Raw genomic sequence first — 26349 nt, 5'->3', positions numbered from 1 at the left:
CTACTCCATACCGAGCGCCCGCGCCACGCGGTCTTGCGCCGAATAATCCGTCAAATCGAGTTTCAAAGGCGTTACCGAAATACGATTTTGTTTCAACGCCTGAATATCGGTCCCTGGACGGAAGATGCCGCTCCGCTCACCGAAGCGAAGCCAATAATAAGGGAAGCCGCGACCATCGGCCCGCTCCTCGACCTGCACGTTGAAGGCAAGATTGCCCTGTGCAGTCACTTCCGCTCCGTCGACTTCGTCGGGACGGCAATTCGGAAAATTCAGGTTGAGGAAGGTCCCGTCAGACAGATCGACGTTCATGAGCTTGTTAAGCAAAGCTGGAGCATGTGCTTCTGCCACTTCCCAGGGCACGACGCGCGCGCCGTTTTCATAGAGATAGGCCTGGCTCAGCGCAAAGGAGCGCACGCCTTGCAGCGTGCCCTCGATGGCACCGGCGATAGTGCCGGAATAGGTGACGTCGTCGGCAACGTTGGAGCCGGAATTCACGCCCGAAAGCACGAGGTCCGGCTTGATATCCAAGACCTTGCGGATCGCCATGATGACGCAATCGGTCGGCGTTCCCCTGAGTGCATAATGCTTGTCGGAGACCTTGCGCATGCGCAATGGCTCGGAAAGGCTCAACGAGTGAGCAAGGCCGCTCTGATCCGTCTCCGGTGCGACGACCCAGACGTCATCAGACAGAGTGCGGGCGATGCGCTCCAATGCCGCCAGACCTTCGGCGTGAATGCCGTCATCATTGGTCAGAAGAATACGCATCGCCCCACCACCCGATTATGCTGCTTTTTCGATCCTCTTCAGACCACCCATATATGGCAGGAGTGCGTCGGGGACAGTGACCGAGCCGTCGGCATTGAGATAATTCTCAAGCACTGCGATCAGGCAGCGGCCGACCGCCGTTCCCGAACCGTTCAGCGTGTGGACGAACTTGGTGTTCTTATCGTCCTTGCCGCGATAGCGGGCATTCATGCGCCGCGCCTGGAAATCTCCACAGACCGAGCAGGACGAAATCTCGCGATAGGTATCCTGCCCCGGCAGCCAGACTTCGAGGTCGTAGGTCTTGCGGGCGCCGAAGCCCATATCGCCGGTCGACAGCGTCATGACGCGATAATGCAGGCCGAGGCGCTTTAGCACCTCTTCCGCGCAAGCCGTCATCCGCTCATGCTCGGCAATGGAGCTTTCCGCATCGGTGATCGATACCAGCTCGCATTTCCAGAACTGATGCTGGCGCAGCATGCCGCGCGTGTCGCGGCCGGCAGAGCCGGCTTCCGAGCGGAAGGACGGCGTTAGAGCCGTGAAGCGAAGCGGCAGCTTCTCTTGATCAAGGATTTCGCCGGAAACGAGATTGGTCAGCGAAACCTCCGCCGTCGGGATAAGCCAGCGGCCGTCCGTGGTCCTGAAGGAATCCTCGGAAAATTTCGGCAGCTGACCTGTTCCGAACATCGCCTCGTCGCGTACCATCAGCGGTGCGCTGACTTCGGTATAGCCATGCTCGCTGGTGTGCAGATCAAGCATGAACTGACCAAGCGCGCGCTCAAGACGGGCAAGCTGCGAGGTCAATACCGTGAAGCGCGAACCGGAAAGCTTTGCTGCGCGCTCGAAATCCATATAGCCGAGCGCTTCGCCGATCTCGAAATGCTCTTTCGGCTCATGATTCCAGGTTGGCTTGGCGCCCCAGACATGCTTGACGACGTTGTCGTGCTCGTCCTTGCCGGCGGGCACGTCCTCGAGCGGTATGTTCGGAATGCGCGACAGCGCATCGTTGAGCTCGGCCGTCAGCGTGCGCTCTTCTTCTTCCGCAGCCGGAAGCAAGATCTTGATGTCGGCAACCTCGGCCTTCAGCTTTTCGGCAAGCTCGCTGTTCTTCTGCGCCATTGCCGCGCCGATTTCCTTGGAAGCGGCGTTACGGCGGGACTGCATGTCCTGGACGGACTGAATGACGGAGCGGCGCTTCTCGTCGAGCGCAATGAGGCTTTGCGACTGAGGCTCCGCACCGCGCTTTGCAAGCGCTGCATCGAAAGCTTCGGCATTCTCACGAATCCATCTGATATCAAGCATCTTCGTTCCAGGTCGTTTGACATGAGTATAACTCCGACCGAGGTCTCGGTCGGAGGTCGAAACGGCAATAGCAGGAAAACGAGGCTAAGCCTTCTTCACCTAGACGCCGTCCGTCTTGGCGATGTCGGAACTTCCGCCACTCTCTTCAAGCGCTTGCCGGCTACGCTGGCGCTCCACGAGTCTCGCCGCGTAGATGGAAATCTCGTAGAGAAGGATCGTCGGCAGTGCAAGGCCGATCTGGGACATCGGGTCCGGCGGCGTCAGCACCGCTGCAACGATAAAGGCGAAAACGATCGCGAACTTGCGCTTTTCGGCAAGCCAGGCCGAGGTCAGCAGGCCGACGCGCGCAAGCAGCGTCGTGATGACGGGAAGTTGGAAGACGAGCCCGAAAGAGAAGACCAGCGTCATGATGAGGCTCAGATATTCCGAGACCTTCGGCATCAGCGCGATACCCACCTGCCCCTCACCCGGCGTCTGCTGCATCTTCAGGAAGAACCACATGACCATGGGCGTAAAGAAGAAGTAGACGAGTGCGGCGCCCATCAGGAACAAGATGGGGGATGCGATCAGGAACGGAAGGAAGGCATTGCGCTCGTTCTTATAGAGGCCCGGCGCCACGAATTTGTAGATCTGCGCGGCGATGATCGGAAAGGAGATGACCAGAGCGCCGAACATGGCGACCTTCACCTGGGTGAAGAAGAACTCCTGCGGCGCCGTGTAGATCAGCTCAGACTTCGCGAGATCGAGATGAGCCCATTCGACGGCCCATTTATAGGGATAGACCAGATAATTGAAGAGATGCTTCGCCACCGCGAAACATCCGACAAAGGCAACGAAGAACGCAACGAGCGACCAGATCAGCCGCGTGCGCAATTCCATAAGGTGTTCGATAAGCGGCTGTGGCTTATCGTCGATGTCACCCGTCATGCCTGGTCCTTCTTCTTGGGCGTTCTAGGCGTCGCCTTGCTGGCTGTCGCAGTCGGACGCTTCCTGGGAGCTGGGGGCGTCTTCTCTACGGCAGCAGTAACCGCGACCTTGCGCGGGGCTCGCTTTGGTTTTTCCGCGACGACGGGCGTCTGGACGGCAGCCGCCGCAACATCCTCGGTCTTGAGCGGGGTCTTGGCGCGAGGCTTGCGAGCGGCCTTCGGCTTCTCGGCAACTTCACTCACAGCGGCGACCGGCTGCGGAACGACGGGTGCCACTGCCTCCGGAGCAACCGCCGGCGGCGGATTGCTCGAAGCGGCAGGCATTGCGGAGGTAGCCGCAAGTGCTTCCGGCAGGCCGGACGAGACGCCGGGAACCGGCTCGGACGGCAATGGTGTCGCGGCAGGCGCTGCTTTGTCCGGCGTAGCGACACGCTGCAGATCCGCCTTTATCTCATTGCCCATCTCCCGTAGCGGGTTCATGGCTTCCCGCAGCGAGTTGACCGGATTGAGCTTCTGGGCATCGGCGATCGTTTGGCGCACATCGTCCAGATCGGCCTCGCGCATGGCTTCATCAAACTGAGCACGAAAATCGCCAGCGACCTTCCTGGCTCGCGCCGTCATCTTACCGATTGTCCGCAAGGTCGCCGGCAATTCCTTGGGGCCGATCACCACCAAGGCCACGACGCCAATAACCACCAGCTCGGACCAGCCTATATCGAACATGCAAAGGCTCCTGGGCCTGCGGCAAACCTTTTAGTTTGACGCTTGCCGGACATGATTACTTCGTTTCGTCAGCCTTGTGCTCGACCGTGCGGGACGTCGCCGCCGACGTCGGCTGCGCCGAAGTATCCTCGTCGTCGTTCATGCCCTTCTTGAAGCTCTTGATGCCCTTGGCGACGTCACCCATCAGCTCCGGGATCTTTCCACGGCCGAACAACAACAGCGCGATGGCCAGGACGATGAGCCAGTGCCATATGCTTAGAGAACCCATTGCTTTAACTCCCAATTACAGTGTCTTTTCGATGTAAGACGTTTGCGGATGTTTTTCAAACACGAAAATGTAGTGCATCCACGCATATCAGGATGACGAACGCCGATGCGGGCGCCCAAACGTCTCCAAGCCGAGAGGATGATTGTTATATTCGCACCCGCTGATGGCAAAAGAGAGACTTTGCCGGCGGTTTCACGAAAATCTGCAGATAGGGCTGCAACCCATTATGCGCGCCAGCCAACATTCAATCGCTGGAACTTGCGCCGCTTGGCGGCAGGATGCCGAGTTCCTCCAGATCCAGCTGCGTGATCGGATCTTCATCCTCGGTGAGTTCGTCACTCATCAATGGCGAGGGAATATTGAAATTGGCCGGAATCCGGCCGGAGAGCAGCCCTGCCCCCTTCAATTCTTCGAGACCAGGTAGATCCCGCAGCTCTTCGAGACCGAAATGATCGAGGAAATCGCGCGTTGTGCCAAGCGTCACCGGCCGCCCCGGCGTGCGGCGACGGCCGCGGAACCGCACCCAGCCGGATTCCATCAGGACATCAAGCGTACCCTTGGAGGTCTGTACACCCCTGATATCCTCGATCTCTGCGCGTGTGACGGGCTGGTGATAGGCGATGATTGCCAGCACCTCGAGCGCCGCGCGCGACAGCTTGCGCACCTCGCTCTCGTCGCGCCGGATTACAAAGGAAAGATCTGCGGCCGTGCGGAAGGCCCAGGCACCGTCCACCTGAACGAGATTGACGCCGCGCAAGGCGTAATCGGCCTTGAGCTTCTGCATGACGGCGGCAATATCGACCCCGCGCGCCACCCGCTCGGCGATGAACGCCTCGGAGACCGGCTGGGCCGAGGCGAAGACCAATGCTTCGGCGATCCGCTCGGCCTCGCTCAGCCGACGATCGTCAACATCGGGCGTCTCCGCTTCGTGTTCCACATTCTGCTCGTCTTCGGGTTCCGTCACGCGCTTTCCTGCCCTATTCCGCTGCTTCCAACGACGAATGCTTCGGCCCGCGCCGCATGTAAAGCGGCTGAAACGCGCCTTCCTGACGAATTTCGAGCTGCCCTTCGCGCACCAGCTCGAGCGAAGCCGCAAAAGCGCTGGCGATCGCCGTCGCCCGCTCGCTTGAAGTCGTCATGTAGCTCAGCAGGTAATGTTCCAGGGCCGTCCAATCGGTGATTTCGCCGATCATCCGGTCCAGAATAACGCGGGCATCGGCCAGCGACCAGACACGGCGTTTCTCGATCGTCACCTGGGTCACAGCCTGACGCTGACGCAGGCTCGCATAGGCGGTGAGCAGATCATAGAGGCTGGCGTCGAAGGCGGATTGACGTCGATCCGGAATATGTTCCGGCGCGCCACGCGCGAAGATATCGCGGCCGAGGCGGTTGCGATTGACGAGATCGGTGGCAGCATCCCGCATGGCTTCCAGGCGCTTCAGGCGGAAGGCGAGCGTCGCCGCCATCTCCTCGCCGGTTGGCCCGTCTTCCTTGCTCTGCTGCGGGATCAGCAGCTTGGATTTGAGATAGGCGAGCCATGCCGCCATGACGAGATAATCGGCCGCAAGCTCGATGCGGATGCGCCGGGCGCTCTCGATGAACTGAAGATACTGTTCGGCCAGCGCCAGAACGGAGATACGGGACAGATCGACCTTTTGGGTGCGCGCCAGATGCAGCAGCAGATCGAGCGGTCCTTCAAAGCCGGCAAGGTCGACGACAAGCGACGGTTCGTGCGAGCCGCGCTGCGTCTCGCCCTCCTGCCAGAGCTTGTCCATCGGCGTTGCCGCCTGCTGAAGCTTGTCCGTGCTGCCGCTCACTCTGTCACCCGTCCGTTCCTCGAAGTCCGGTTTTACGCCACTGCGAACATCGCGTCGAATTCCGCCCGAATAGAGGCTTCATCGGCGCCATCATTTCTGCCGAATGCCGCTTCGACCGCCTTGGCCCTTGTCAGCGAAGCACCCGCCAAAGCGGGAACATTGCGAACCACCTGCTGCATTTCGTCCATGACGCCATTGCAATGCAGCACGATATCGCATCCGCCTGCAATAATATTTGCTGCACGTTCGCCGATCGTGCCCTTCAACGCATTCATCGAGGTATCGTCCGACAAAAGCAGACCCTGGAAACCGATATACCCGCGGATGATCTCCTCGATCACCTTGCGCGACGTCGTGGCTGGATTGTCCGGATCGATGTCGGTGAAGACGACATGGCAAGTCATTGCCATGAGTTCGTCCTTCATTGCAACGAAGGGGGCGAAATCATGCACCTCCAACTCCGCGCGCGGTACCGAGACGACAGGCAGCTCGTGATGCGAATCGGCAAAACCGCGGCCATGGCCGGGCATATGCTTCATCACCGGCAGCATGCCGCCGGCTTTCAGACCTTCCGCAGCCGAGCGTCCCATCTCCGTCACCGTCACCGGATCGGAGCCATAGGCGCGATTGCCGATGACGTTGCTCGACCCTTCCACCGGCACGTCCAGCACCGGCAGGCAATCGACATTGATGCCGAATTTCAGCAGATCGAAGGCATGAAGCCGCGACATCAGCCAAGCGGCGCGCAGGCCTCGTTGGCGATCCTGGCGATAGATATCACCGAGTGCCTGCCCCGAGGGATAATGAGGCAGGATCGGCGGGCGAATGCGCTGCACCCTGCCGCCTTCCTGGTCGATGAAAACAGGAGCATCTCGCCCGACGCTGTCACGCAGGGACGCAACGAGATCGGCGATCTGTGCCGGCTCGGAAATATTGCGCCCGAACAGAATAAAGCCCCATGGCTGCTCCCCCTGATAGAAGGATCGCTCTTCGGGCGTAATGGTGTGGCCGCTGCAGCCAAGGATCATGGATTTCGATTCGGTCATATCCGAATCATAAGGCTTGCGGCGGGAAATGCGAGTGAGGTCAAGCGGGGATACACAGGAAGAGCACGCTACAAACGAAAACGGCGAGCCCATGCCCGCCGTTTTCCAAATTTCGTATCTGATTTTACTTCGAGATCAGGCAGGTGCCGCCGGCGGCGCGATAGCGGGTGCAGATGGCCGCGGCCTCATCCTTCGAGCCGGCGACGACGCGGACGCGATAGTAGGTGCCCTTGCCGGCGATGTCAGCCTTGCGGATCTCCAGCGGGTGATTGCCGATGACACCAGCAAACTTGACCTTGAGGTTCGCCTGCGACTTCTGCGCGTCGGCCTCGGTCGGCAGGGATGCGATCTGCACGCCGTAAGCGCCGCCGCTTGCAGCGGAAGCCGCGGCCGGGGCTGCCGCCGGGCTAGCCGATGCGACCTGCTTCGGCTGAACCTTGGGCTGAGCTTGAGCTTGAGCTTGGGCTTGGGCTTGGGCCTGCGGGGCCGGAGCAGCCGTATTGGCCTTGGCGGCAGACTCGGGACGTGTCGTCGGAACCGGGTTCGTCTTGACGACGCGGATCGGCGTGCTTTCGGCACTGGCAGCATCGGTATTATCCGACTGGGCTGCTGCCGGAGTATTTGCCTGAGACGGGCGCGAATTGGTCGATGCGACCTGATTGTTCGCCGGCTTGGCGGCTGCGGTCGTCGTATCGGCAACCGGCTCATCGCGCGGCACCAGGGAACCATCCGGCTTGACGATCATCGTGCGCACCTTGCGCGGAGAGACTGATGGCACCTGATCGTCGTTATTGGCGGCGACATTGGTGTTTCCACCATTCTGGTTCGGCAGCAGGCGCGGATCTTCGGTTTCACCGACCGGCGTCGACGTCACCTGATCGCCGTCGCTATCATCCGGAGAGACCGCTTCGGGAATCAGCGTCTTCTGGACGACGTCAACCGGCTGCTCGTTGGAGGAGACAAGCTCCTTCTGCTTCGGCGCCGCCGTACTATCGCCAGCGACGCGATCGTAGACGGCCTTGTCCTGATTCGGAACGACGGTGCCACCCGGATTTTCGGGAGCGACCTTGACCGGATCGCTGTCGGCCGCAATCACGCGCGGCTCTCCGGAGAAGCTGGAGATCGGCGCGCCGTGACGGATCCAGCTGTAGGCGCCATAGGCACCGACGCCGAGAACAACGATGACGGCGGCGGTCGTTACCATGCCGCGCACGGAGCGGACCGGGCGACGGTTTGCGGCGGGATTCAAGGTCATCCTGGCAACGTTCTCGACAGGCGTCGCCGCTTCACGATAGCTGCGGCGGAAGTCCTCTTCCAGCGCACGCTCGAACTCGTCGAACTCCTCGATCGGCTGCTTTGCGACGGGCGCAGCAGGCTGGGCTGCCGCATTCTTGGACCATGAAGCGGCGGCAGCGGCACCGCCAAGTGCGGCGGCAACGGCCGGCTTGATCGGCTCGGATGCGGTTTCCTTGGCCGGCGTGCCGAGCAGGCTCGCCATTTCCGAATCGAGATCGAATTCAAATTCTGACGGCACCGCAATCGGCTCTTCCGGCTCGATCGCCGGCAGATGCGGAACATGCGAACCCTCGAAGGTTTCGACACGCTCCTCCGTCTCGGCGATTTCCGTGGGATCGAACGGCAGAGGCTGGTCGGCCTCGAATACAGGCGCTGCCGTGACTGCGGCATGTGCAGCATTTGCGGCAGGCACAACCGGCGCCGGCGCGGGTTGCACCGGCTGTGGCGCCGCTGCGGCAATCACTGGAGCGGCGGGCACCAGAGCAACTGGCGTTGCGCGGGAAAGGATCGGCTCTGCAACGGGAGCGGCCGGAGCCTGCTGAGGCGCAGCGGGAGACTTTTCGGCTTCAGCGAAATCGAGACCGGCAAGTTCCATTTCAATATCGGCCAGATCGAATTCGAAGTCCTGACCGGCAAAGGGGTCCTCCGCACCGAAGGTAATCGGCTTCGGCTCTTCATGCCGTGCGGCAGCCACGGGAGCGGCGGACAACTCTGCAGGCTCGGAAAACGAAGCACCGAAACTACCGAAATCCGGCTCTTCCTTCGCTGCTGGCGCATTGGCTCTGGGCGGAACCGGATAGCGATTCACATCGGCGAGCAGAGCATCGATCTCGGCAGAAAGCGCAGCCGGATCGGCCTTCGCGACCTTTGGCGGCTCTGGTGCCCGGAAGACGGCCGCGGTCGGCTGGGATGCAGCAGGCTGCGAGACGGCTTCAGGAGCGTGCGGAGGCTCGACGGGATCGAACGCTTCGAAATCAAGGGTGCCATCGAACAGCGCTTCATCAGAAGCGGCTTTCGGGGCCGGCTGGGCAACGGCAGGCGCGGCCGCCGGCGTGAACTGCTCACGCGAGGCGGCGGGCGTTGCGAGGGTAAAGTTGGCAAGGGGCAGCCGTATGGTAGCGGCAGCGGATTGCGGCGTCGGCTTCAGCACCGGAGCAGCCGGCTGCGGTTCGACAGGTGCAGGCTTCGGCGCCGGCTGCAGAACCGGCGCGATCGACATTTCCAGCTCGTCGATCAGATCGCGAGCGCCGATCGTCGGCTTCACCGGAGCCACAGGCTGCAGTGCAGGTTCTTCGAACTTTGGCTCTTCAAACGTGGGTTCGGTCCGCACCGGCTCGGCGGATTGCGCAACTTCTTCATGGCTCGGCGGAGACACCTGCTCGACCGGAGCAGCGATGTCATTTGCCGGACTCATTCGCGGCGTATCGTAGCGCTCGAATTCGCGAAGAAGCTCATCTTCCAGGTTGAAGGCCGGCTCCTGCCGCTGAGCCGCAGGAGTTGCCTGAGCAGCGGGGCGCGGCTCAAAACCCACGATACGAGCGAGTTCTGCGAGCGGATCATCATCCGCAAAGAACTCGTCGTTTCCGCTTGCGCGATACGCCAACTGTTTTTCTGCCATCACCCGTTCCACTCGCAAACACTACAGTTAATGCCAGCGCAATGTGGGTAAATGGTGACGTTTATCGCATTTCGTCCGGTGCTGCGGTCCCGGTTATACCAAGACCCGACTTCAAAACCGACGCGACAGCGTACACCAGCCCAAGTCTGGCAATGCTCAATTCTCGGTTCTTATCGTTAACAAAACGTAATTCCGGTAAATCTTTACCTTTATTCCAGTGTCCATGGAAGGAACTGGCCAAATCGTAAAGATAAAAAGCGATGCGATGCGGTTCTTGAGACTGTGCTGCAGCTTCGATGATTCGCGGGAATTCCGCAATCTTCGCAACCAACTGCAATTCAGTTGGATCGGAGATGGCGCCAATGACAGCTTTCGACAGGTCAAGCGAGGCAATGTCGAGGTCTGGGAAGGCCTCCTTGGCCTGACGGAAGACGGACATGCAGCGGGCATGTGCGTACTGCACGTAGAAGACCGGATTGTCCTTCGACTGCTCTGTGACCTTGGCGAAATCGAAATCCAGAGGCTCGGAATTCTTCCGGTAAAGCATCATGAAGCGCACCGAATCGCGGCCGACTTCATCGACGACTTCTCGCAGCGTGACGAAATCGCCCGAGCGCTTCGACATCTTCACCGGCTCGCCATTGCGGTAGAGCTTGACGAGCTGACACAGCAGCACCGTCAGCTTCGCAGCACCATCGGAAACGCCGCGGGCGACTGCCTCCAGCCGCTTGACGTAGCCGCCATGGTCGGCGCCGAGGATGTAGATCATCTCGTTGAAGCCGCGGTCGAACTTGTTCTTGAAGTAAGCAACGTCGGCAGCAAAGTAAGTATAGGAGCCGTCTGACTTGATCAGCGGACGGTCGATATCGTCACCCACTTCGGTCGAACGGAAGAGCGTCTGCTCGCGATCCTCCCAATCCTCCGGCAGCTGTCCCTTCGGCGGCGGCAGCGCGCCCTTGTAGACATAGCCCTTGAAAGTCAGGTCGTTGATCGCGGTGCGGATCAGCGCCGCGCCGTTGGCATGCAGGGTGCGTTCGGAGAAGAACACGTCGTGATGGACGTTCAGCGCTTCCAGATCTTCCTTGATCATCGCCATCATCGCGTCGATAGCCCGATCCTTGACGATCGGCAGCCACTGATCTTCCGGCATGCCGCGCAGCTTGGTGCCGAATTCCCTGGCAAGCGCCTCGCCGACGGGAACCAGGTAATCGCCGGGATAGAGACCCGCCGGGATCTCGCCCACCTGCTCGCCAAGCGCTTCGCGATAGCGAATGAAGACGGAGCGCGCAAGCACGTCGATCTGCGAGCCCGCATCGTTGATGTAATATTCCTTGGTGACCTCATAGCCAGAGAAGGCCAGCAGGTTCGCCAGTGCATCGCCGACGACGGCGCCGCGGCAATGGCCGACATGCATCGGCCCGGTCGGGTTGGCCGAGACATATTCGACGTTGACCTTCTGCCCGCCGCCGAGCTTGGAGCGGCCGAACTTCTCACCCTCGGAGATCATCGTCGACAGCAGCCGCTGCCAGTAGCCGACCGAAAGACGGATATTGATGAAGCCGGGGCCAGCGACCGAAACCTCGGCAACATCAGCATCTTCCTTCAGCTTGGCGACGATGATTTCGGCAAGCGCACGCGGATTGGTGCCCAGCGGCTTGGACAGAACCATGGCCGCATTGGTGGCGACATCACCATGGCTGGCATCTCGCGGCGGTTCCACGCCAATACGTCCGAAGTCGACTTCAGATCGCTTTTCTCGCACGATATCAATTTGTTCGAGAGCGTTCTTAATTCTTACTTCGAAGTCGGTGAAAAGGTTCATCATATCGTCCACGCATTAGCTTCGGCGAGCCGCTATCGGCCCGGCGCCGCCGCTGCCTACCGCAAATCGGGAGTCTGGTCAAACAGGCGCTTGTGGGCGCTGATGGCGTAGGTGTCCGTCATGCCGGCGAGATAGTCGCCGACATGCCTTGCCTTGGGGGCAATTGCGAGCCCGGCAATATGATCCACCCAGTAGTGGCTCTGCATCTCCCTGGGATTTTCCATATAGGCGTGGAAAAGGTCGGTAACGATCTGGGCCGCGCCGGCACGGATGCGCATGATGTCGGGATGGCGATAGATGCGCTTGAACAGCATCTGCTTGATCAGCTTGTCGGTCTCGGCCATCTCGGGCGAAAAGGTCGCGATGATGCGGCCGGCGGCACGGATATCGGCCACATTGCCCGGCTTGATTTCGGCGAGCGCCTGCTGCGAAACGGCAATGACATCCTCCACCATGCGGGTGATCTGCCGGCGCATGATCTCGTGGGTGAAACGGCTCGCCTCCAGATGCGGGTAGCGCGCCCTCACCTCGGCCATCAGCTTGGAGAGAAACGGCACCTCCTCCAGCATGTCGAAGGTCAGATAGCCGGCGCGCAGGCCGTCATCGATATCGTGCGTGTTGTAGGCGATATCGTCAGCGATCGCGGCGACTTGCGCCTCCAGGCTGGCGTAGGAAGCGATTTCCAGATCGTGGATCTCGCAATAATCGAGGATCGGCTGCGGCACGGGCCCGCGGGTGCCCTTGCCGTCAGGCGTCATCAGCGGGCCATTATGCTTGACCAGGCCCTCAAGCGTTTCCCAGGTGAGATTGAGTCCGTCGAAATCGGCATAACGGCGCTCGAGCTTGGTGACGATGCGCAGGGATTGGGCGTTGTGATCGAAGCCGCCATAGGGCAGCAGCACCTCATGCAGCGCATCCTCGCCGGTATGACCGAAGGGCGTGTGGCCGAAATCGTGGACAAGCGCCACACCCTCCGCCAGATCCTCATCCAGCTTCAGGGCTCGCGCCAGGGCGCGGGCGATCTGAGCAACTTCGATCGTATGTGTTAGCCGCGTACGATAATGATCGCCGTCCTGAGCGATGAAGACCTGCGTCTTGTGTTTCAACCGCCGGAAGGCGGTCGTATGGACGATCCGGTCGCGGTCGCGCTGGAATTCGGAGCGTGTCGGGCTCGATCCTTCTTCATAGAGCCTTCCACGCGATTCCCAGGGATTTGTCGCATAGGCTGCCTTTTCCCCATATCCGAAACCCAATGCATGCGTATCAATCGTCATTATCAATCCATTCCGGCATTTGGCTCCCGCACCGCCATCAGCGCGACAGTCGTTTCCCTGCAATCGGTCCCCGGCCTTGTCCGTCGAGGCGACATGCTGCGCGCTCTTCGTACATCCCGGCCCATTGACGCCGCTTTGCAGCCTTCATACCTATAGACAAGAAAACAGCAAAATGGTGTGTGGCTCAACCACGAAACCATAGCTGTCACCGGCCTGACTTTCATGATAAAGGCTACGGATATCAGCCGTTTGAAAGTTCGACGGCTTATTGGTTCTCTCCGGATCTTGACCCCGGTAGGAGGAAGACATGACTGAGACAAGTGTTACCCTATCGGATGCTGCGGCTAAGCGAATCGCTGCTATCGTCGGCGCGGATGCCGGAAAGCGCGCCCTTCGCGTTGCCGTCGAAGGCGGCGGCTGTTCGGGTTTTTCCTATAAATTCGATCTCGTTGAAGGCCCCGAGGATGACGATATCGTCGTCGAAAAGGACAATGCGACCGTCCTGATCGATCAGCTATCGCTGGTCTACATGGCAGGCTCTGAGATCGACTTTGTCGACAATCTTCTCGGCCAATCCTTTCAGATCAAGAATCCGAATGCGGTCGCAAGCTGCGGATGCGGCACCAGTTTCGCGATCTGATCCTCACATTCTTTTTCCACAATTTGATGACCGGCCGGGAGCCTTCGCTCCGGGCCGGTTTTCATATGGGCTGTAGTCAAGCCGACCGGCTGCGGATACAACAGGGCGAAGAAAAGGAATGAGCCGCCCATGAAAATCGCCACCTGGAACATCAACGGCGTCAAAGCGCGTATCGAGAACCTCTGCCAATGGCTGAAGGACTCGAACCCGGATATCGTCTGCCTGCAGGAAATCAAGACGGTCGACGAAGGCTTTCCGCGTCTGGAGATCGAAGCGCTTGGCTATCACGTCGAAACGCACGGGCAGAAAGGCTTCAACGGCGTCGCGATTCTCTCGAAGACCAAGCCGGATGAAGTGACGCGCCGCTTGCCAGGTGACGAGAGCGACGAACAGGCCCGCTTCATCGAGGCGGTATTTTCCGTCGAAGGGCATGGCGCCTTGCGGATCTGCTGCCTCTATCTGCCGAACGGCAATCCGGTCGATACCGAAAAATACCCCTATAAGCTCGCCTGGATGGAGCGCCTGCGCAAATTCGCCTTGGATCGCCTGGCCTTGGAGGAGCCTCTGATACTCGCCGGCGACTACAACGTCATTCCGGAGCCACATGATTGTTTCGATCCGAAGGTCTGGGAGAGCGATGCCCTCTTCCTGCCGCAGACGCGCCAGTCCTTCCGTCAGCTCGAACATCTCGGCTTTACCGATGCGGTGCGCGCGACGACGGATGCAATCAAGCTTTACTCATTCTGGGATTATCAGGCCGGCGCATGGCCGAAGAACAACGGCATCCGCATCGACCATCTGATGCTGTCGCCCGAGGCTGCCGATCGCCTCACCGCAACGGCAATCGAGAAACATGTGCGCGCCTGGGAAAAACCGTCGGACCACGTGCCTGTTATCGCGCATCTTGATTTCGGGAGCTAGTCCGGCCGGCTGCAAGCACCTCGCTTGGCCTCGGCAGCAACGGCGTCCGTAAAGCCGGCGATCAATCGGAGCCGGCAACATCCAGCTGATGGGCCATGGAGACCGCTACGCGGCGATCGTTCTCGTTGGCAACGGAGAATGCCTGCTCCTGCAGGTCTTCCATCCAGCTGCAGTCCTTCGGCTTGCACTTGTCCAGTGCCGCCGTCATGAAAGCCAGACCGCGGATGGATTGGCCTTCCTGGAACAGGATATTGCCGAATACGGCCATGGCGCCCGGATGGCCGCTCTTGCGGGCCTGGTTCAGCCATTTCTTGGCCTGCTGAACATTGGTGGAGCCGCCCTCGCCGGATAGCATCATCTGCGCAAGCTGGAACTGCGCCTCCGGAACGCCGAAAGTCGATGCCACCTGGAAATAAAGCTGCCGGGCCTGATTGAGATCAATCTTCACCGGGCTGTTGGGGATGCCGCTCTTGTAATAGCTCGCGAGCGCCAGCAGCGCATTGATGAAGAAGCCGGTGTCTTCCGAGCCCGGTTCCACACCCTGCTGGGCGATCTCACTATAGATCTTGAAAGCTTCGAAATCGTTCTGCGCCACGCCGTCGCCATCGGCATACATGTTGGCCAAGGCCCAGCGTGAGCCGGTATGGCCTTTCTCAGCGGCATAGCGATAGGCTTCGACTGCCTCTTCCTTCTGTCCGTTCTTGTAGGCTTTGAAGCCGAACTTGAAGAGATCGAACGGACCTGATTCCTTGGTGACACCGGCATTGATATCGAATGCCTTGGCTTGACCCACAAGCACCAACGCGGTGGCAAGGGACAGGCTGAGCATCATGACTCTCGCTGATATGAACTCGGACTTAAACATAACAGTCGATTTCTTTCGCTCCATTCGGACCTGTCACGGCACTTGCATAAACGCCGCCAGCTTCACGAATGTTTTCCCTGATGGCGCACGAGACTGGATCGTCCTTCGAAAAGGCGTTTCCTGTGGCATCCAACCGATGCTGGTTGCCACAATTGCGAGCATAGCTTGCAATTATGTCCAAACCAGCATTTGTGCGGCCGCTATCGCATCTCACCATCGAAGCAGCGCCCTCGTTCGCCTTCCGATGATGGAGCCCAAAGATCGGCCGGCTGACGACTTTCCTTGGCAGACAACGCGTTTTCGGCTGCGTCGAAAGCATCGCGGCTCCGATCCCGAATTGTTGCTTATGCCAAAGTGGAAGTTCACCCATCGACCGCTTACGCACTTTCTACAAGGCTTGCCCCTGTGCCCACGTAATCGCTGCTCCCCATTTGTGGCGGGAAATGGACAAATTGTAATCTGATCACGTGGCTGCAATGTCTTGAAATAGAGTGTTGCTAATTCGTCACAAAGATTTTATCGAACTTGAGATTTCTTTAACCATAAATCAGGCAAAAGAGGCGGTTTGCGCTCCGCCTTTGCCGATCAGACAAAGAAACGTCGCGAGACTCGGAAAAGCTCGCGACGTCAATAATAGAGCGAAGGATCAGTCAATAAGCTCCCTTCAATTCAAAGGCTTATCGTCAGAAGCTGACCTTCACCGATGTCTGAAGAGCCGCCACCAAGTCATTGCCGAAGCTATAGGTCGCATCGTTGCCGTAGACGACACCGCCGCGTGTGACCGGTCCGGATTTGCCTGATGTCATGAGGCCGAGAGCGCCGCCGAAATTGAATTGGACATGCTCTGTCGCCTTGTAGGCGACGCCCGCGCCGAGGGTCCATGTATCGGAGTTCATGCCATAGCCATCGCTCGTACCGCGATCCCAGGTCAGGCTGACGGCGCCGCTCCACTTATCATTGAACTTGTGTCCGACACCGCCAGTGATCGTCCAGCCGTCCTTGTACAGCAAGTCAAGCGAGGTGAGCTCGGTGGGGCCATTGGCCCTGCAGGATATGCTGCGCGTGGAGCTCGGGCACAGCGCGATGCTTTGCAGGATGCTCCAGTTCGTCCATTTGACCGAGCCGAAGGCCAGCCAATCGGGCGCGATGCCGGTCTGTACCTTCCACTCGAGGGAATCAGGAGCATCGGCCGAGCCGAAAACAGAGGTTACCTTGCCGCCGAAGCCGGGGACGACCGGTGGCGGTACTTCGGTCAGGTCGACGCTACCCTTCAGATTGTCGTATTTGACCCGGCTATTGTAGACGAGGCTCGTGCGGAAGGCATATTCCGGAATTTCGTAGGCGATACCGGCGCGCCAGCCCCAGCCGTGACCGTCGATGTCAAGCGAACCCATGCCGTTGTAAATGGCAGAAATCGGGGCCGGAGTGGCGTAGACGAGGCGCGACTTGTAGCCGCTGACTTCCTGATAGAAACCGCCTCCGATCAGACGCAGCTGACCCGGACCCGCATCGAACTTGTACGAGCAGGTGGCCGAATAGTTGTTCGTGCGAACCTTGACTTCGGTTTCGTTATTGGCGCCGGCCCAATTTGCACCTTCGTTGAGGTGGCCGCCGAAAGGCTGCGAATAGTCGGCCATGCAGTCGAGATCATCGGTGATGCCGATCTTGAATGCGGCATAGGGAATGGCGTAATTTTCCGCCGCATCCGTCGAACGGCTCCGGTTATTGAGATTGCCGTCGGCCGGATTGATGTCCTTGGCGTTCTTCAGTTTACGGTCGGGCATGACGTAAGTAACGCCTGACTCAAACACATAACGGCCCTTGTCGAAAAGCAGATCAATATCATAGCCGCCACGATCAAGGCCGCCCGCAAAGGCAGCGGTGGCGAAAGACGAGCTGATAACGAGTGTGACTGCGCTCCTCAACGCAACAGAAAATGCCATTGTATCTCCCCCACATGTGCATTCAGTGGTTCGATTGTTGCGATGATCGCGTGAATTGGCAATGTGGCCCACAAGAGCACTGGCCATGTAAGAGAGTGATTGATTTACGTAAGAAAACGAGCGTCGCCTCTGAAAATCCATCGATGTAGGTAATTTTTTCTTTCGAAATAACATTTTTAGCCCCTAATAGAATCTCATTCTTCACGGCAACAATTCTGTTACAATATGACAACAGTTTTGCTTTTCGAGCATGTCCAGCAACTTTAGGGGTAATCTGTTTCGCCTGTGCGAAACTGGTGGCGGATCCGGGGCGTTAGATCCGCCCAATCCCATCGAATCGAAGGAAATAAACAAAAAGGCACGCGGCGAACACCGCGTGCCTTTTCGATTCCAGATCTCTACTTACTCAAGCGAATCGCGATTTCTCAGCTTCGCTTCTTGTGCTTCTCACCCTTGAGCGCACGCCGCATGTCCTAGCCGGCCTCGCTGACCCGGGCCAGCGCCACCTTGAGGCTCGACTGCTGCCCCTCGAGCTCGCCGAGGCGCTCGCGCTCGGCGGCGACGACGTCCGGATTGGCATTGGCAACGAACTTCTCGTTCGAAAGCTTGCCGACAATGCGGGCGATCTCCTGATCGTTCTTGGCAATCGCCTTTTCGAGGCGTGCTTTCTCCGCGGAGAGATCGATGAGGCTGCCTAGCGGCAGGCAGACCGTCGCCTCGCCGACGACGATCTGAGCAGCACCCTTCGGTGCGGTATCGGCAAGCGAAACCGATTCCACGCGCGCCAGGCGCTTGATAGCGGCGTCATGGCGGAACAGGCGCTCGCGCGTCAGGCTATTGGCATCGACAACGACCAGGGGTGCCGTTGCAGCCGGCGGCACGTTCATTTCCGAACGAACGGAACGAATGCCGGAAACCAGATCGATCAGCCAATTGATTTCATCGGCGGCGACGTTATCGGCATAGAACGGCGCCGGCCAATCCGCGTGGCAAATCAGGCCTTCACGTTCCTGCCCCTCGCCTGCCGTGTGCGCCCAGAGCTCCTCGGTCATGAAGGGCATGAACGGATGCAGAAGCTTGTAGGTCTCTTCGAGTACATACGCAGCGCAGGACTGAGCCTCCGCCTTGGCATTCTCGTCTTCGCCATTGAAGATCGGCTTCAATAGCTCAAGATACCAATCGCAGAACTGATTCCAGATAAAGCGATAGAGCGCGCTCGCCGCATCATTGAAGCGGAAGCTTTCCAGCGCCTCGGTAACGTCACGCTCTGCACGCGCCAGTTCCGTCAGGATCCAGCGGTTGACCGTGAGCTCGGCCGCTTCGGGCACGAAATGCGGATCGCTCTTGGCGCCGTTCATCTCGGCAAAACGCGTGGCGTTCCAGAGCTTGGTGCCGAAGTTGCGGTAACCGGCGATGCGGGCCGGGTCGAGCTTCACGTCGCGACCCTGCGCGGCCATGATCGCCAGCGTGAAACGCAGCGAATCGGCGCCGTATTGGTCGATCAGTTCCAGCGGATCGATGACGTTGCCCTTGGACTTCGACATCTTCTGCCCGTTCTTGTCGCGAACGAGAGCATGAATGTAAACCGTGCTGAACGGCTCGACGGGATTGCCATTGTCATCCTTCATGAAATGCAGACCCATCTGCATCATGCGAACGACCCAGAACGGGATGATATCGAAGCCGGTCACGAGGAGGTTCGTCGGATAGTAGCGCGCCAGTTCCGGCGTCTCGTCCGGCCAGCCGAGCGTGGAGAACGGCCAGAGTGCGGACGAGAACCAAGTGTCCAGCACGTCTTCGTCGCGCGTCAGGATTTCGCCGGGCTTGAAGTTCTCCAGCAGATCTTCGACGTAGGCCTTCATCGGCCCTTCATGCGAAAGATAATGCTGGATCGCTGCCTGCAGTGCCTCTTCCTCGGTCTTTTCGACAAAGACCTGACCATCCGGCCCATACCATGCCGGGATCTGATGGCCCCACCAAAGCTGGCGGGAAATGCACCACGGCTCGATGTTTTCAAGCCAGTTGAAATAGGTGTTTTCCCAATTCCTGGGCACGAACTTGGTTCTGCCCTCGCGAACGGATTCCAGCGCAGGCTGCCCCAAGGTCTTGTTGTCGACGAACCACTGTTCGGTCAGGCGCGGCTCGATCGGCACACCGCCGCGGTCGCCATGCGGCACCGCATGCGTATGAGGCTCGATCTTGTCGAGCAGGCCCGCCTCTTCGAAGATGCGAACGATGATCTTGCGGGCCTCGAAGCGGTCCTTGCCTTCCAGCTCGTCCCAAGCGCCATGCAGCGCTGCGGGGTTATCGAGATCCTGGAGGAAGTCCTCGTTATCCTTGATGGTGATCGAGGCATCGACGTCCATGACGTTGATGGCGCGCAGTCCGGCGCGCTTGCCGACTTCGAAGTCATTGAAATCATGCGCCGGCGTGATCTTTACCGCGCCGGTGCCAGCGGTCGGATCGGCATAGGAGTCGGCGACGATCGGGACCCGGCGGCCAACGATCGGCAGGATGACATGCTTGCCGACAATACCCCGATAACGCTCGTCTTCCGGATTGACCGCGATACCGGTATCGCCGAGCATCGTTTCCGGGCGCGTCGTCGCAACGACAATATAATCGCGCGTCTCGAATTCGGTCGGCTTGCCTTCCTCGTCAAAGGCGATCGGATATTCATAGGTAACGCCGGGCTCCAGCGGATAGCGCAGGTGCCAGAGATTGCCCTTCACCTCGTGCTGCTCGACCTCCATATCGGAGATCGCCGTCAAGAGCTTCGGGTCCCAATTGACCAGGCGCTTGTCCTTGTAGATCAGGCCTTCCTTGTAGAGCGTGACGAAAACTTCGAGAACGGCCTTGGACAGGCCTTCGTCCATCGTGAAGCGTTCACGCGACCAGTCGCAGGAGGCGCCGAGACGCTTTAGCTGGTTGAAGATCAGGCCGCCCGATTCGGCCTTCCATTCCCAGATCTTCTCGATGAAGGCTTCGCGGCCCATCTTGCGACGATCCGGCTGTTGGCGCTCGGCGAGACGACGCTCGACGACCATCTGCGTGGCGATGCCGGCATGGTCCATGCCCGGCTGCCAGAGGACATCCTTGCCGCGCATGCGCTCGAACCGCACCATGATGTCCTGCAGCGTGTTGTTCAGCGCATGACCCATGTGCAGCGAACCGGTCACGTTCGGCGGCGGGATAACAATGGTGAAGGTTTCCGCGCCCGGCTTGGCGTTCGCACCGGCGCGAAAGGCGTCGGCCTCATCCCATTTTTGGGCGATCTTCGGTTCGACGGTGGCGGAATCATATGTTTTGTCGAGCATTTTGGGACCGGATCTAGAGGACTGGGTGATGCGGGTTGTAAATAGGATGGCCGTGGGCAAGTCAATAAAAAAGCCGCCCCGGGGCCCGGAGCGGCGGATCGTCTAACCGAAGCTCGGGCTCGTCAGCGGCGCGGACCGCGGGCCACTCGTTCGATTTCTTCGCGCACGAGACGCTCGACAAGGGTCGGCAAGTTGTCGTCGAGCCACTCCTGCAGCATGGGCCGGAGCATCTCCTGTGCCAGTTCATCGAGGGAGCGGCGCGGGCCGCCATCGACGATGGCAGCCAATTCCTCAAACGAGCGGGAAACCTGCGCGCCGGTGGCTTCCGACATCAGCGGCGATGCGGATACGGCCTGGGCCGATGGCAAGGATGCTGCCTCCGCTTCCGCGGCAACGGTTAGTTCGGACGCCTCAAAAATCGGTGTCTCGACGGGTGCTACGGCCTGAGGCGCCGCAGAGGCAGCCATCGACCTCTCATCTTCCATCTCAGGTTCAACCTCGGCCACCGCCCGCATAACAGGCGGAGCAACCGGCGCGGTAACATCCGTAATGGCCTGCCTCAGGGGGGCATCGGCGATCGGCTCGACATGCACCTCGGCAAGGCGCGCAGCCATGGCCGGCGGCAGCTCCCGCGGTTGCGGCGGCTCCCGCCCGGCATTCAGCAATGCGGCGGTATTGCGCTCGGAAGCGGCACGGACACGCGCGGCAACATCGGCCAGCGACAGACCGCGCCCGCCGGCTTCCGGGTCTGCAACCGGCACCTGCGAGTTTGCCGCAACGAAACGCGGATCCTGTTCGGCTGCGCGCGCCCGATCGGCGGCAGCGAATTCTTCATCCACAGTCAATTGAATATCGTCATCACGCATGCCGGAGCCGGCGAAATGCGTCGCGGGAGTCGGCTTGGCGCCTACGGGTTCGTTGCTTTCGATGATCCTGCGGATCGACGCCAGAATCTCTTCCATGGACGGTTCACGCACTACATTTGGCTGAGCCATATTCATCCCCGTTTTCCCATATTCAGCGACCGGAAACTCACACCACAAACTCGCCAGGCGGCACCCGAATCAGGGCCACCCTAGATGACTGTCCTCGGGAAAAAAATCACCTGAAAAGCACTAAACCCGGTGATGCACAGTTTTGTTACGACTACGACGAATCGCTCTGCTAAGCACGATTCTGCCACAGGCGGCGACAATAAAAAACAGGCGCCAAAAGGCGCCCGTCGCAAGATCAAAAAGCAGATCGTTCAGCAAATCAGAAGACGAATTCCTTGGCTTTGGAAAAGCCCGGCAGCGGCTTGATCGAGGCGTTGAAAAAGACGTTTTCCGAGAAGGCACCCCGCTCGCGCATAAAAACGGTGGCGCGGGCGGCGTGACCATAGCCGATGACCGTGATCAGGCGACCGTCTTCGCCGAGCTGGTCGAGCAGACCCTGCGCCAACTGCTCGATCGAGCCGTTGAGGAAAATCACATCGTAGGGCGCGTCGGCGGCATGCCCCTTTTCAAGGTCGCCGCCCACGACAGTCACGTTGTCGTAGCCAAGCGCGGCAAGATTGGCCTTCGCCTGAGCCGCAAGCTCCTCGTTGGATTCAAGTGCGATAACCTTGCCGGCGAGAAGCGACAGGATGGCGGACACGTAACCCGTGCCGCAACCGACATCGAGAACCTTGTCGTCCTTGGTGATGGCGCCGAGCTGCAGCAGCTTTGCGAGCGGCGAGGCTTCCATGAGGAAGCGTCCAGGAGCGACCTCGATATCGCAATCGACATAGGCCAGGAGCTTCGACTTCTCCGGTACGAAGTTTTCGCGCGGTACGGCGAAAAACGCATTCAACACGGAATGGGAGGTTACATCCGTCGTCCGGATCTGGTTCTCGACCATCTTCACGCGCGCTGCTTCGAAATCCATCTTATCCTCTTGCGCCCTGGAGCCCGAACGGGCTGGCTCTACTTTCTGTTACGCGTGTCTTAATCGCCTGACGGCGCGCTTTCAAGGCATTGCCGCAACAGGCGCCGAGATTCATGCCCAAGCGTCGCCGACGAACAACAATCGCCCCTTAAATTCTGGCCAGTGCCTTTCGGCACCCGGAATCTGCAACACCTTGCGAATCCGCGCCGTCCCAGACCGGGACGCTCGTTAGCAAAATGTTAACTTCACGCGACCACGCTTCAGGACATTGGACCCGCCGGGTGTGGTGACCAATCGACCTTCCGGCCCGAAGCCATTCGGCCCAGATATTAAATTTGAATAGAAGGTGGCTGGGATGCCTGTTTCTCTTGTTCTTTTCGTCGTAACGTCGCTGCCGCTGGTGGTTTTTCTGGCCGCGAGTCTTTCCTCGATGATGTAGGTTTTCCGAATGAGGCTTTCGCTCTTCGCCGCAGCGCTTCTCCTTCTCTTACCTCAGGTCGCGTTGAGCGAGGAAACGACAAGCGAGGACGAGCCGAAAGAGACAGCTCCGATCATCGGACATGTCGTTACCGGAAAACAGCTCGACGAATGGTGCGAAGAGGACCGAACGCTGGCTTCTGTCTATATCCAGGGCATTCTCGATGAAGCCCAGCGAACGAAGAACCTGACGATCCGGGCCACGAAGCAGACTCCGAAAAACTCATCGCGTTACGAGCGCTACCTTCAACAGTTCGTCGGCGCTTTCTGTCTGCCGCCCGAGCTGAGCAATACAAAGGCGACGACAATAGCCTGCAAATGGATGGCGGAGCACTCCTGGCAGCTCGAGCGGCCTGCCAGCTCGCTGATCGCACGCGCCTACAAATTCGCCTTTCCTTGCCTTGAGGAATAGTCGTTCTCCCGCAATGGCGGCTGAGAACCGACACGAGACAGCTAAAACTTTCGCTGAGAATTGAGAATCATCCGAAGCGATCATGCCCTGCCCGTCTGCGGACCAAATGCGCAAGGGACCGGCAGCTCAAGCGAAGATCTCAGTCAGGGCGAAGGCTGATGCGCGACGACCTCACACCGCATTTGCGTTGACAACTACTAAGTATCACTTATAATTAGGACGCTGAATTTGATTGACCTCTAGTCCAGCAAAAGGCGGCCCAGTTTTTTCCCTAGACTGGACCGCTTTTGCTTTTATGGACGCGCAAACTCTCTATCCATTTGCTTCGCACTTTCGCCACCGAGCGGGATGGGCGTCCGATTGCATTTGCCACTTGAGCGCAATGCTGAAACCGGAGCGCCGGTGCCCGCCATCCTTAACTCCCATAACTCCGCTGTACCTTAAGCGTCATTTCAGTTTCGAATGCGACGCTGAGACGGGGATAGGGAGTATCAATGTCGTTACCGAAGTCGCAGTGGCCTGCGCTGACATCCGTCGAGCGCAAGAAACTTGCTCGCCTGATTATGATTCGACTGCTGCCAATCTTCGGTGCTTTGACACTGCTCGGTGTCGTGTTGCTTATAATGTTTATTCAGTAGAGAATTTCGAAGATCGAACGCCGCTCCTGCCGTCCTGGGCGCAATGCGTTTCATCATCCGCATTGAAGGCTTGCACAAGAGCAGCAGGCAATTCTCTCTTCAGAGTGAAAAAAGGACGGAATTCAGAATAAGCCTCTTGCGGTTTTCTTTGGATCATTCTAAATCCGCGCCACCACAACGCAAATTGCTTTCGGATGGCCTCGTGGCGGAGTGGTTACGCAGAGGACTGCAAATCCTTGCACCCCGGTTCGATTCCGGGCGAGGCCTCCAATTTCCCTTAAATCCTCCATAGATAACTGATTTTTCTGCTGAATTTTCAGGTAAGGCAATTTGGGCCTGAATCATTCGGTTACACCGAAGCCAGGTGGCAATCCGTTCTCGGTTCAGTTTTCCGTCCCATCTATTGGCCGAACCGGCATGACGCACGAAATAGTTGTAAAACTCAAGATCACACAGCCTTTACGCGGCATTGAAGATTGAAGCATCATTGCCGAAGCGAGGCGCGGCCATCCCGCCTGGAGATTGGGACTGCCAGCCCATTCAGGTAGGTTATAGAGACCTATGGTGGCTGCTAGAATTCGGACTACCGGTTTGTACGCCACCCACGAACCGGACAGTGCCGCGTCCGACGAGACTACGCCCCCAGTAATGTCGTCGGACGCACCATGGCCAAGCGCCCGTCAATCGCATCGCAACCAAGCGCGATTGCCAGACGGCTCTCACCTTCTCTTTTATGGAGTGATGCGCGCTGCCACAGGTTTCTTCGCCGAGAATCGTTTCAATATTTGCGACTCAGACGAGCCGCGACTCGGCGCTGCTATCCAGATTGAGAGGCAATCGGCTGCGCCCGGTCTCAGGATTGACCATAATCATGTGGCTGCGGCCTCCTGCACTCGCCCGCCCCAAATCAGCGCGCGTATCGCCTTAACAGCCAGAGACTTAAACACTTTCCAGGCTCGTAGAAGACAAGCCATGCAAACGAGATGGCAAACAAGCTGGATCAGATACCGCCGCGAATTGCGTCATTTTTGCAACAACGCGGGTTTTCAAGTAGTGCACATATAGTTCCATCCCCTTAGTATCTTGCCAAATCACTGAAGCAGGTTCAGGAAATAGTTCGCGAAGCTTATTACTTCGCACCTACTGATAGGGAACATGAACGGGATGGGGTTGGGCACGTCGTTTCTCGGCGCGATATCTCATGCCCAATCAAGAAAGATTGGAGTTATTATGAACATCAAGAGCCTTCTTCTCGGCTCCGCTGCTGCACTTGCGGCAGTATCCGGTGCTCACGCGGCTGATGCGATCGTAGCAGCTGAGCCCGAGCCGCTGGAATACGTCCGCATCTGCGACGCATACGGTGCTGGCTACTTCTTCATCCCGGGTACCGAAACCTGCCTCAAGATCGGTGGCAAGGTACGTACCGAAGGTGAGTGGTACAACGCTTACAATCGTGACAGCCATCAGGGCACGCTGTGGCATACCCGTGCCGAGCTGAACGTCGACACCGCGACCGACACCGAATACGGTCCGTTGAAGACCGAAACCATCGTTCGTTGGGACTGGAACGACGGCGGCTCGACCTCCACCAACCTGCTGTGGTCCTACATCAGCCTCGGCGGCTTCACCGTTGGTAAGAAGGACTCGCAGTACAACCTGTACATCGGCTACGCCGGCGACGTCATCAACGACGACGTGATCTATGACGGCCCGTACGAACTCAACCAGTTGACCTATGAATATGACGGCGGCAACGGCTTCTCGGCCGTGATCTCGCTCGAAGATTCCAACTCCGCCACGACGGGCTCGGCATCCTACGGTGCAAGCTGGTGGACGGACGACCGGACCAACCACTACGCTCCTGACGTCGTTGCCGGTGCTGGCTTCAAGTCTGGCGCATGGGGCTTCAAGGTCGTCGGCGGTTATGACTCGATCGTCGAAGAAGGCGCCATCAAGGCTCGTGTCGACGCTGACTTCGGCGCATTCACGGCCTTCTTGATGGGCGGCTGGAACACCGACGGCGACAAGCTCAACAAGTACGCAGGCACCAACCAGGACGTCTCCGCTTGCACGGCGCCGAACGGCACCGTCAATGCATCGAAGTGCGGCTGGGGTGACTGGGCTGTCTGGGGCGGCGTTGGCGTTCCGTTCAACGACAAGCTGAAGTGGAACCTCCAGCTCGCCTATAGCGACTCGAAGATCTTCGAAGCAACCACGAACCTGAAGTTCAACCCGGTCAAGAACCTCCTGGTCGAGCCGGAACTGACCTACGTTCACTATGACTATGCCCACGACGACACTGTTTCGGGCATCCTGCGCTTCGAACGCAACTTCTAACCTGATCAGACTTGACCTCCGATCAGAGAAGGAAGGGGGC

At 59.0% G+C, this 26349-nt stretch carries 20 protein-coding genes and 1 tRNA gene; 5 read left to right on the top strand and 16 right to left on the bottom strand.

Translation table 11 applies throughout. The annotated features are described in order from the left end of the window. The 11 genes from surE to AC13RM_RS08410 form a co-directional block, all read right to left on the bottom strand. Positions 1-765 (bottom strand): 5'/3'-nucleotidase SurE, encoded by a 765-nt coding sequence (gene surE, locus AC13RM_RS08460; protein WP_113233367.1) that lies wholly within the window; start codon positions 763-765, stop codon positions 1-3. A gap of 15 nt (positions 766-780) precedes the next feature. Next, on the bottom strand, positions 781-2064 hold the full coding sequence (gene serS / locus AC13RM_RS08455) for a serine--tRNA ligase (protein WP_440478663.1): 1284 nt from the start codon (positions 2062-2064) through the stop codon (positions 781-783). 99 nt (positions 2065-2163) lie between these two features. Beyond that, positions 2164-2991: a twin-arginine translocase subunit TatC gene (gene tatC, locus AC13RM_RS08450; RefSeq protein WP_113233365.1), complete on the bottom strand. Its 828-nt coding sequence runs from the start codon at positions 2989-2991 to the stop codon at positions 2164-2166. Further along, on the bottom strand, positions 2988-3713 hold the full coding sequence (tatB, locus tag AC13RM_RS08445) for a Sec-independent protein translocase protein TatB (RefSeq protein ID WP_440478662.1): 726 nt from the start codon (positions 3711-3713) through the stop codon (positions 2988-2990). Before tatB ends, tatC begins: the two co-directional genes overlap by 4 nt. A 55-nt stretch (positions 3714-3768) precedes the next feature. Continuing rightward, positions 3769-3981, bottom strand: coding sequence for a twin-arginine translocase TatA/TatE family subunit (locus tag AC13RM_RS08440; protein ID WP_488554817.1), 213 nt, complete (start codon positions 3979-3981; stop codon positions 3769-3771). Between the two features lie 244 nt (positions 3982-4225). Next, entirely contained in the window at positions 4226-4918 is a 693-nt protein-coding gene (scpB, locus tag AC13RM_RS08435) for an SMC-Scp complex subunit ScpB (protein WP_374817080.1), read from the bottom strand. A gap of 40 nt (positions 4919-4958) precedes the next feature. Next, the gene (locus AC13RM_RS08430; protein WP_488554831.1) at positions 4959-5756 is read right to left on the bottom strand and encodes a segregation and condensation protein A; all 798 of its coding nucleotides are present in this window, start codon (positions 5754-5756) and stop codon (positions 4959-4961) included. A 74-nt stretch (positions 5757-5830) separates the two neighbouring features. After that, complete coding sequence (gene nagZ / locus AC13RM_RS08425; protein WP_488554816.1) at positions 5831-6844, bottom strand: beta-N-acetylhexosaminidase; 1014 nt, start codon at positions 6842-6844, stop codon at positions 5831-5833. A gap of 124 nt (positions 6845-6968) precedes the next feature. Further along, positions 6969-9758 carry an SPOR domain-containing protein gene (locus AC13RM_RS08420; protein WP_488554815.1) on the bottom strand — a complete coding sequence of 930 codons (2790 nt, stop codon included), beginning with the start codon at positions 9756-9758 and terminating at the stop codon, positions 6969-6971. Positions 9759-9819: 61 nt separating this feature from the next. Next, positions 9820-11580 (bottom strand): arginine--tRNA ligase, encoded by a 1761-nt coding sequence (argS, locus tag AC13RM_RS08415; RefSeq protein WP_113233472.1) that lies wholly within the window; start codon positions 11578-11580, stop codon positions 9820-9822. A gap of 56 nt (positions 11581-11636) precedes the next feature. After that, positions 11637-12854, bottom strand: a complete 1218-nt coding sequence (locus AC13RM_RS08410) for a deoxyguanosinetriphosphate triphosphohydrolase (protein ID WP_488554814.1) — start codon at positions 12852-12854, stop codon at positions 11637-11639. A 307-nt stretch (positions 12855-13161) separates the two neighbouring features. Between AC13RM_RS08410 and erpA the strand changes: the two genes are divergently transcribed. Together erpA and xth are read left to right on the top strand one after the other, a co-directional pair. Next, the gene (gene erpA / locus AC13RM_RS08405) at positions 13162-13494 is read left to right on the top strand and encodes an iron-sulfur cluster insertion protein ErpA (RefSeq protein WP_069611967.1); all 333 of its coding nucleotides are present in this window, start codon (positions 13162-13164) and stop codon (positions 13492-13494) included. Positions 13495-13623: 129 nt separating this feature from the next. After that, a complete protein-coding gene (xth, locus tag AC13RM_RS08400; RefSeq protein WP_113233357.1) occupies positions 13624-14415 on the top strand; it encodes an exodeoxyribonuclease III in 792 nt (263 codons plus the stop codon). 61 nt (positions 14416-14476) lie between these two features. Here xth and exoR read toward each other — a convergent pair whose 3' ends face one another. From exoR to AC13RM_RS08375, 5 genes are all read right to left on the bottom strand, one after another. Further along, positions 14477-15280, bottom strand: a complete 804-nt coding sequence (exoR, locus tag AC13RM_RS08395; RefSeq protein WP_113233356.1) for an exopolysaccharide production regulator ExoR — start codon at positions 15278-15280, stop codon at positions 14477-14479. Positions 15281-15963: 683 nt separating this feature from the next. Then, positions 15964-17223, bottom strand: coding sequence for an OmpP1/FadL family transporter (locus AC13RM_RS08390; protein WP_113233354.1), 1260 nt, complete (start codon positions 17221-17223; stop codon positions 15964-15966). Between the two features lie 473 nt (positions 17224-17696). Then, the gene (locus AC13RM_RS08385) at positions 17697-20540 is read right to left on the bottom strand and encodes a valine--tRNA ligase (protein WP_374816994.1); all 2844 of its coding nucleotides are present in this window, start codon (positions 20538-20540) and stop codon (positions 17697-17699) included. Positions 20541-20662: 122 nt separating this feature from the next. Beyond that, the gene (locus tag AC13RM_RS08380) at positions 20663-21541 is read right to left on the bottom strand and encodes a PopZ family protein (RefSeq protein WP_488554813.1); all 879 of its coding nucleotides are present in this window, start codon (positions 21539-21541) and stop codon (positions 20663-20665) included. Positions 21542-21794: 253 nt separating this feature from the next. Further along, the gene (locus AC13RM_RS08375) at positions 21795-22445 is read right to left on the bottom strand and encodes a protein-L-isoaspartate O-methyltransferase family protein (protein ID WP_488554812.1); all 651 of its coding nucleotides are present in this window, start codon (positions 22443-22445) and stop codon (positions 21795-21797) included. 448 nt (positions 22446-22893) lie between these two features. Between AC13RM_RS08375 and AC13RM_RS08370 the strand changes: the two genes are divergently transcribed. The 3 genes from AC13RM_RS08370 (at position 22894) to AC13RM_RS08360 (ending at position 26309) form a co-directional block, all read left to right on the top strand. Continuing rightward, the gene (locus AC13RM_RS08370) at positions 22894-23334 is read left to right on the top strand and encodes a Rap1a/Tai family immunity protein (RefSeq protein WP_285172777.1); all 441 of its coding nucleotides are present in this window, start codon (positions 22894-22896) and stop codon (positions 23332-23334) included. Positions 23335-24168: 834 nt separating this feature from the next. Beyond that, a tRNA-Cys gene (locus AC13RM_RS08365) sits at positions 24169-24242 on the top strand. Positions 24243-25202: 960 nt separating this feature from the next. Further along, positions 25203-26309, top strand: a complete 1107-nt coding sequence (locus tag AC13RM_RS08360) for a porin (RefSeq protein ID WP_285172778.1) — start codon at positions 25203-25205, stop codon at positions 26307-26309. Positions 26310-26349: the final 40 nt, after the last annotated feature.

The organism is Martinezella sp. CNPSo 3732, from assembly GCF_057784515.1.
Note: the sequence above shows the minus strand (reverse complement) of the source record. Positions and strands in the feature narration are given on the sequence as shown.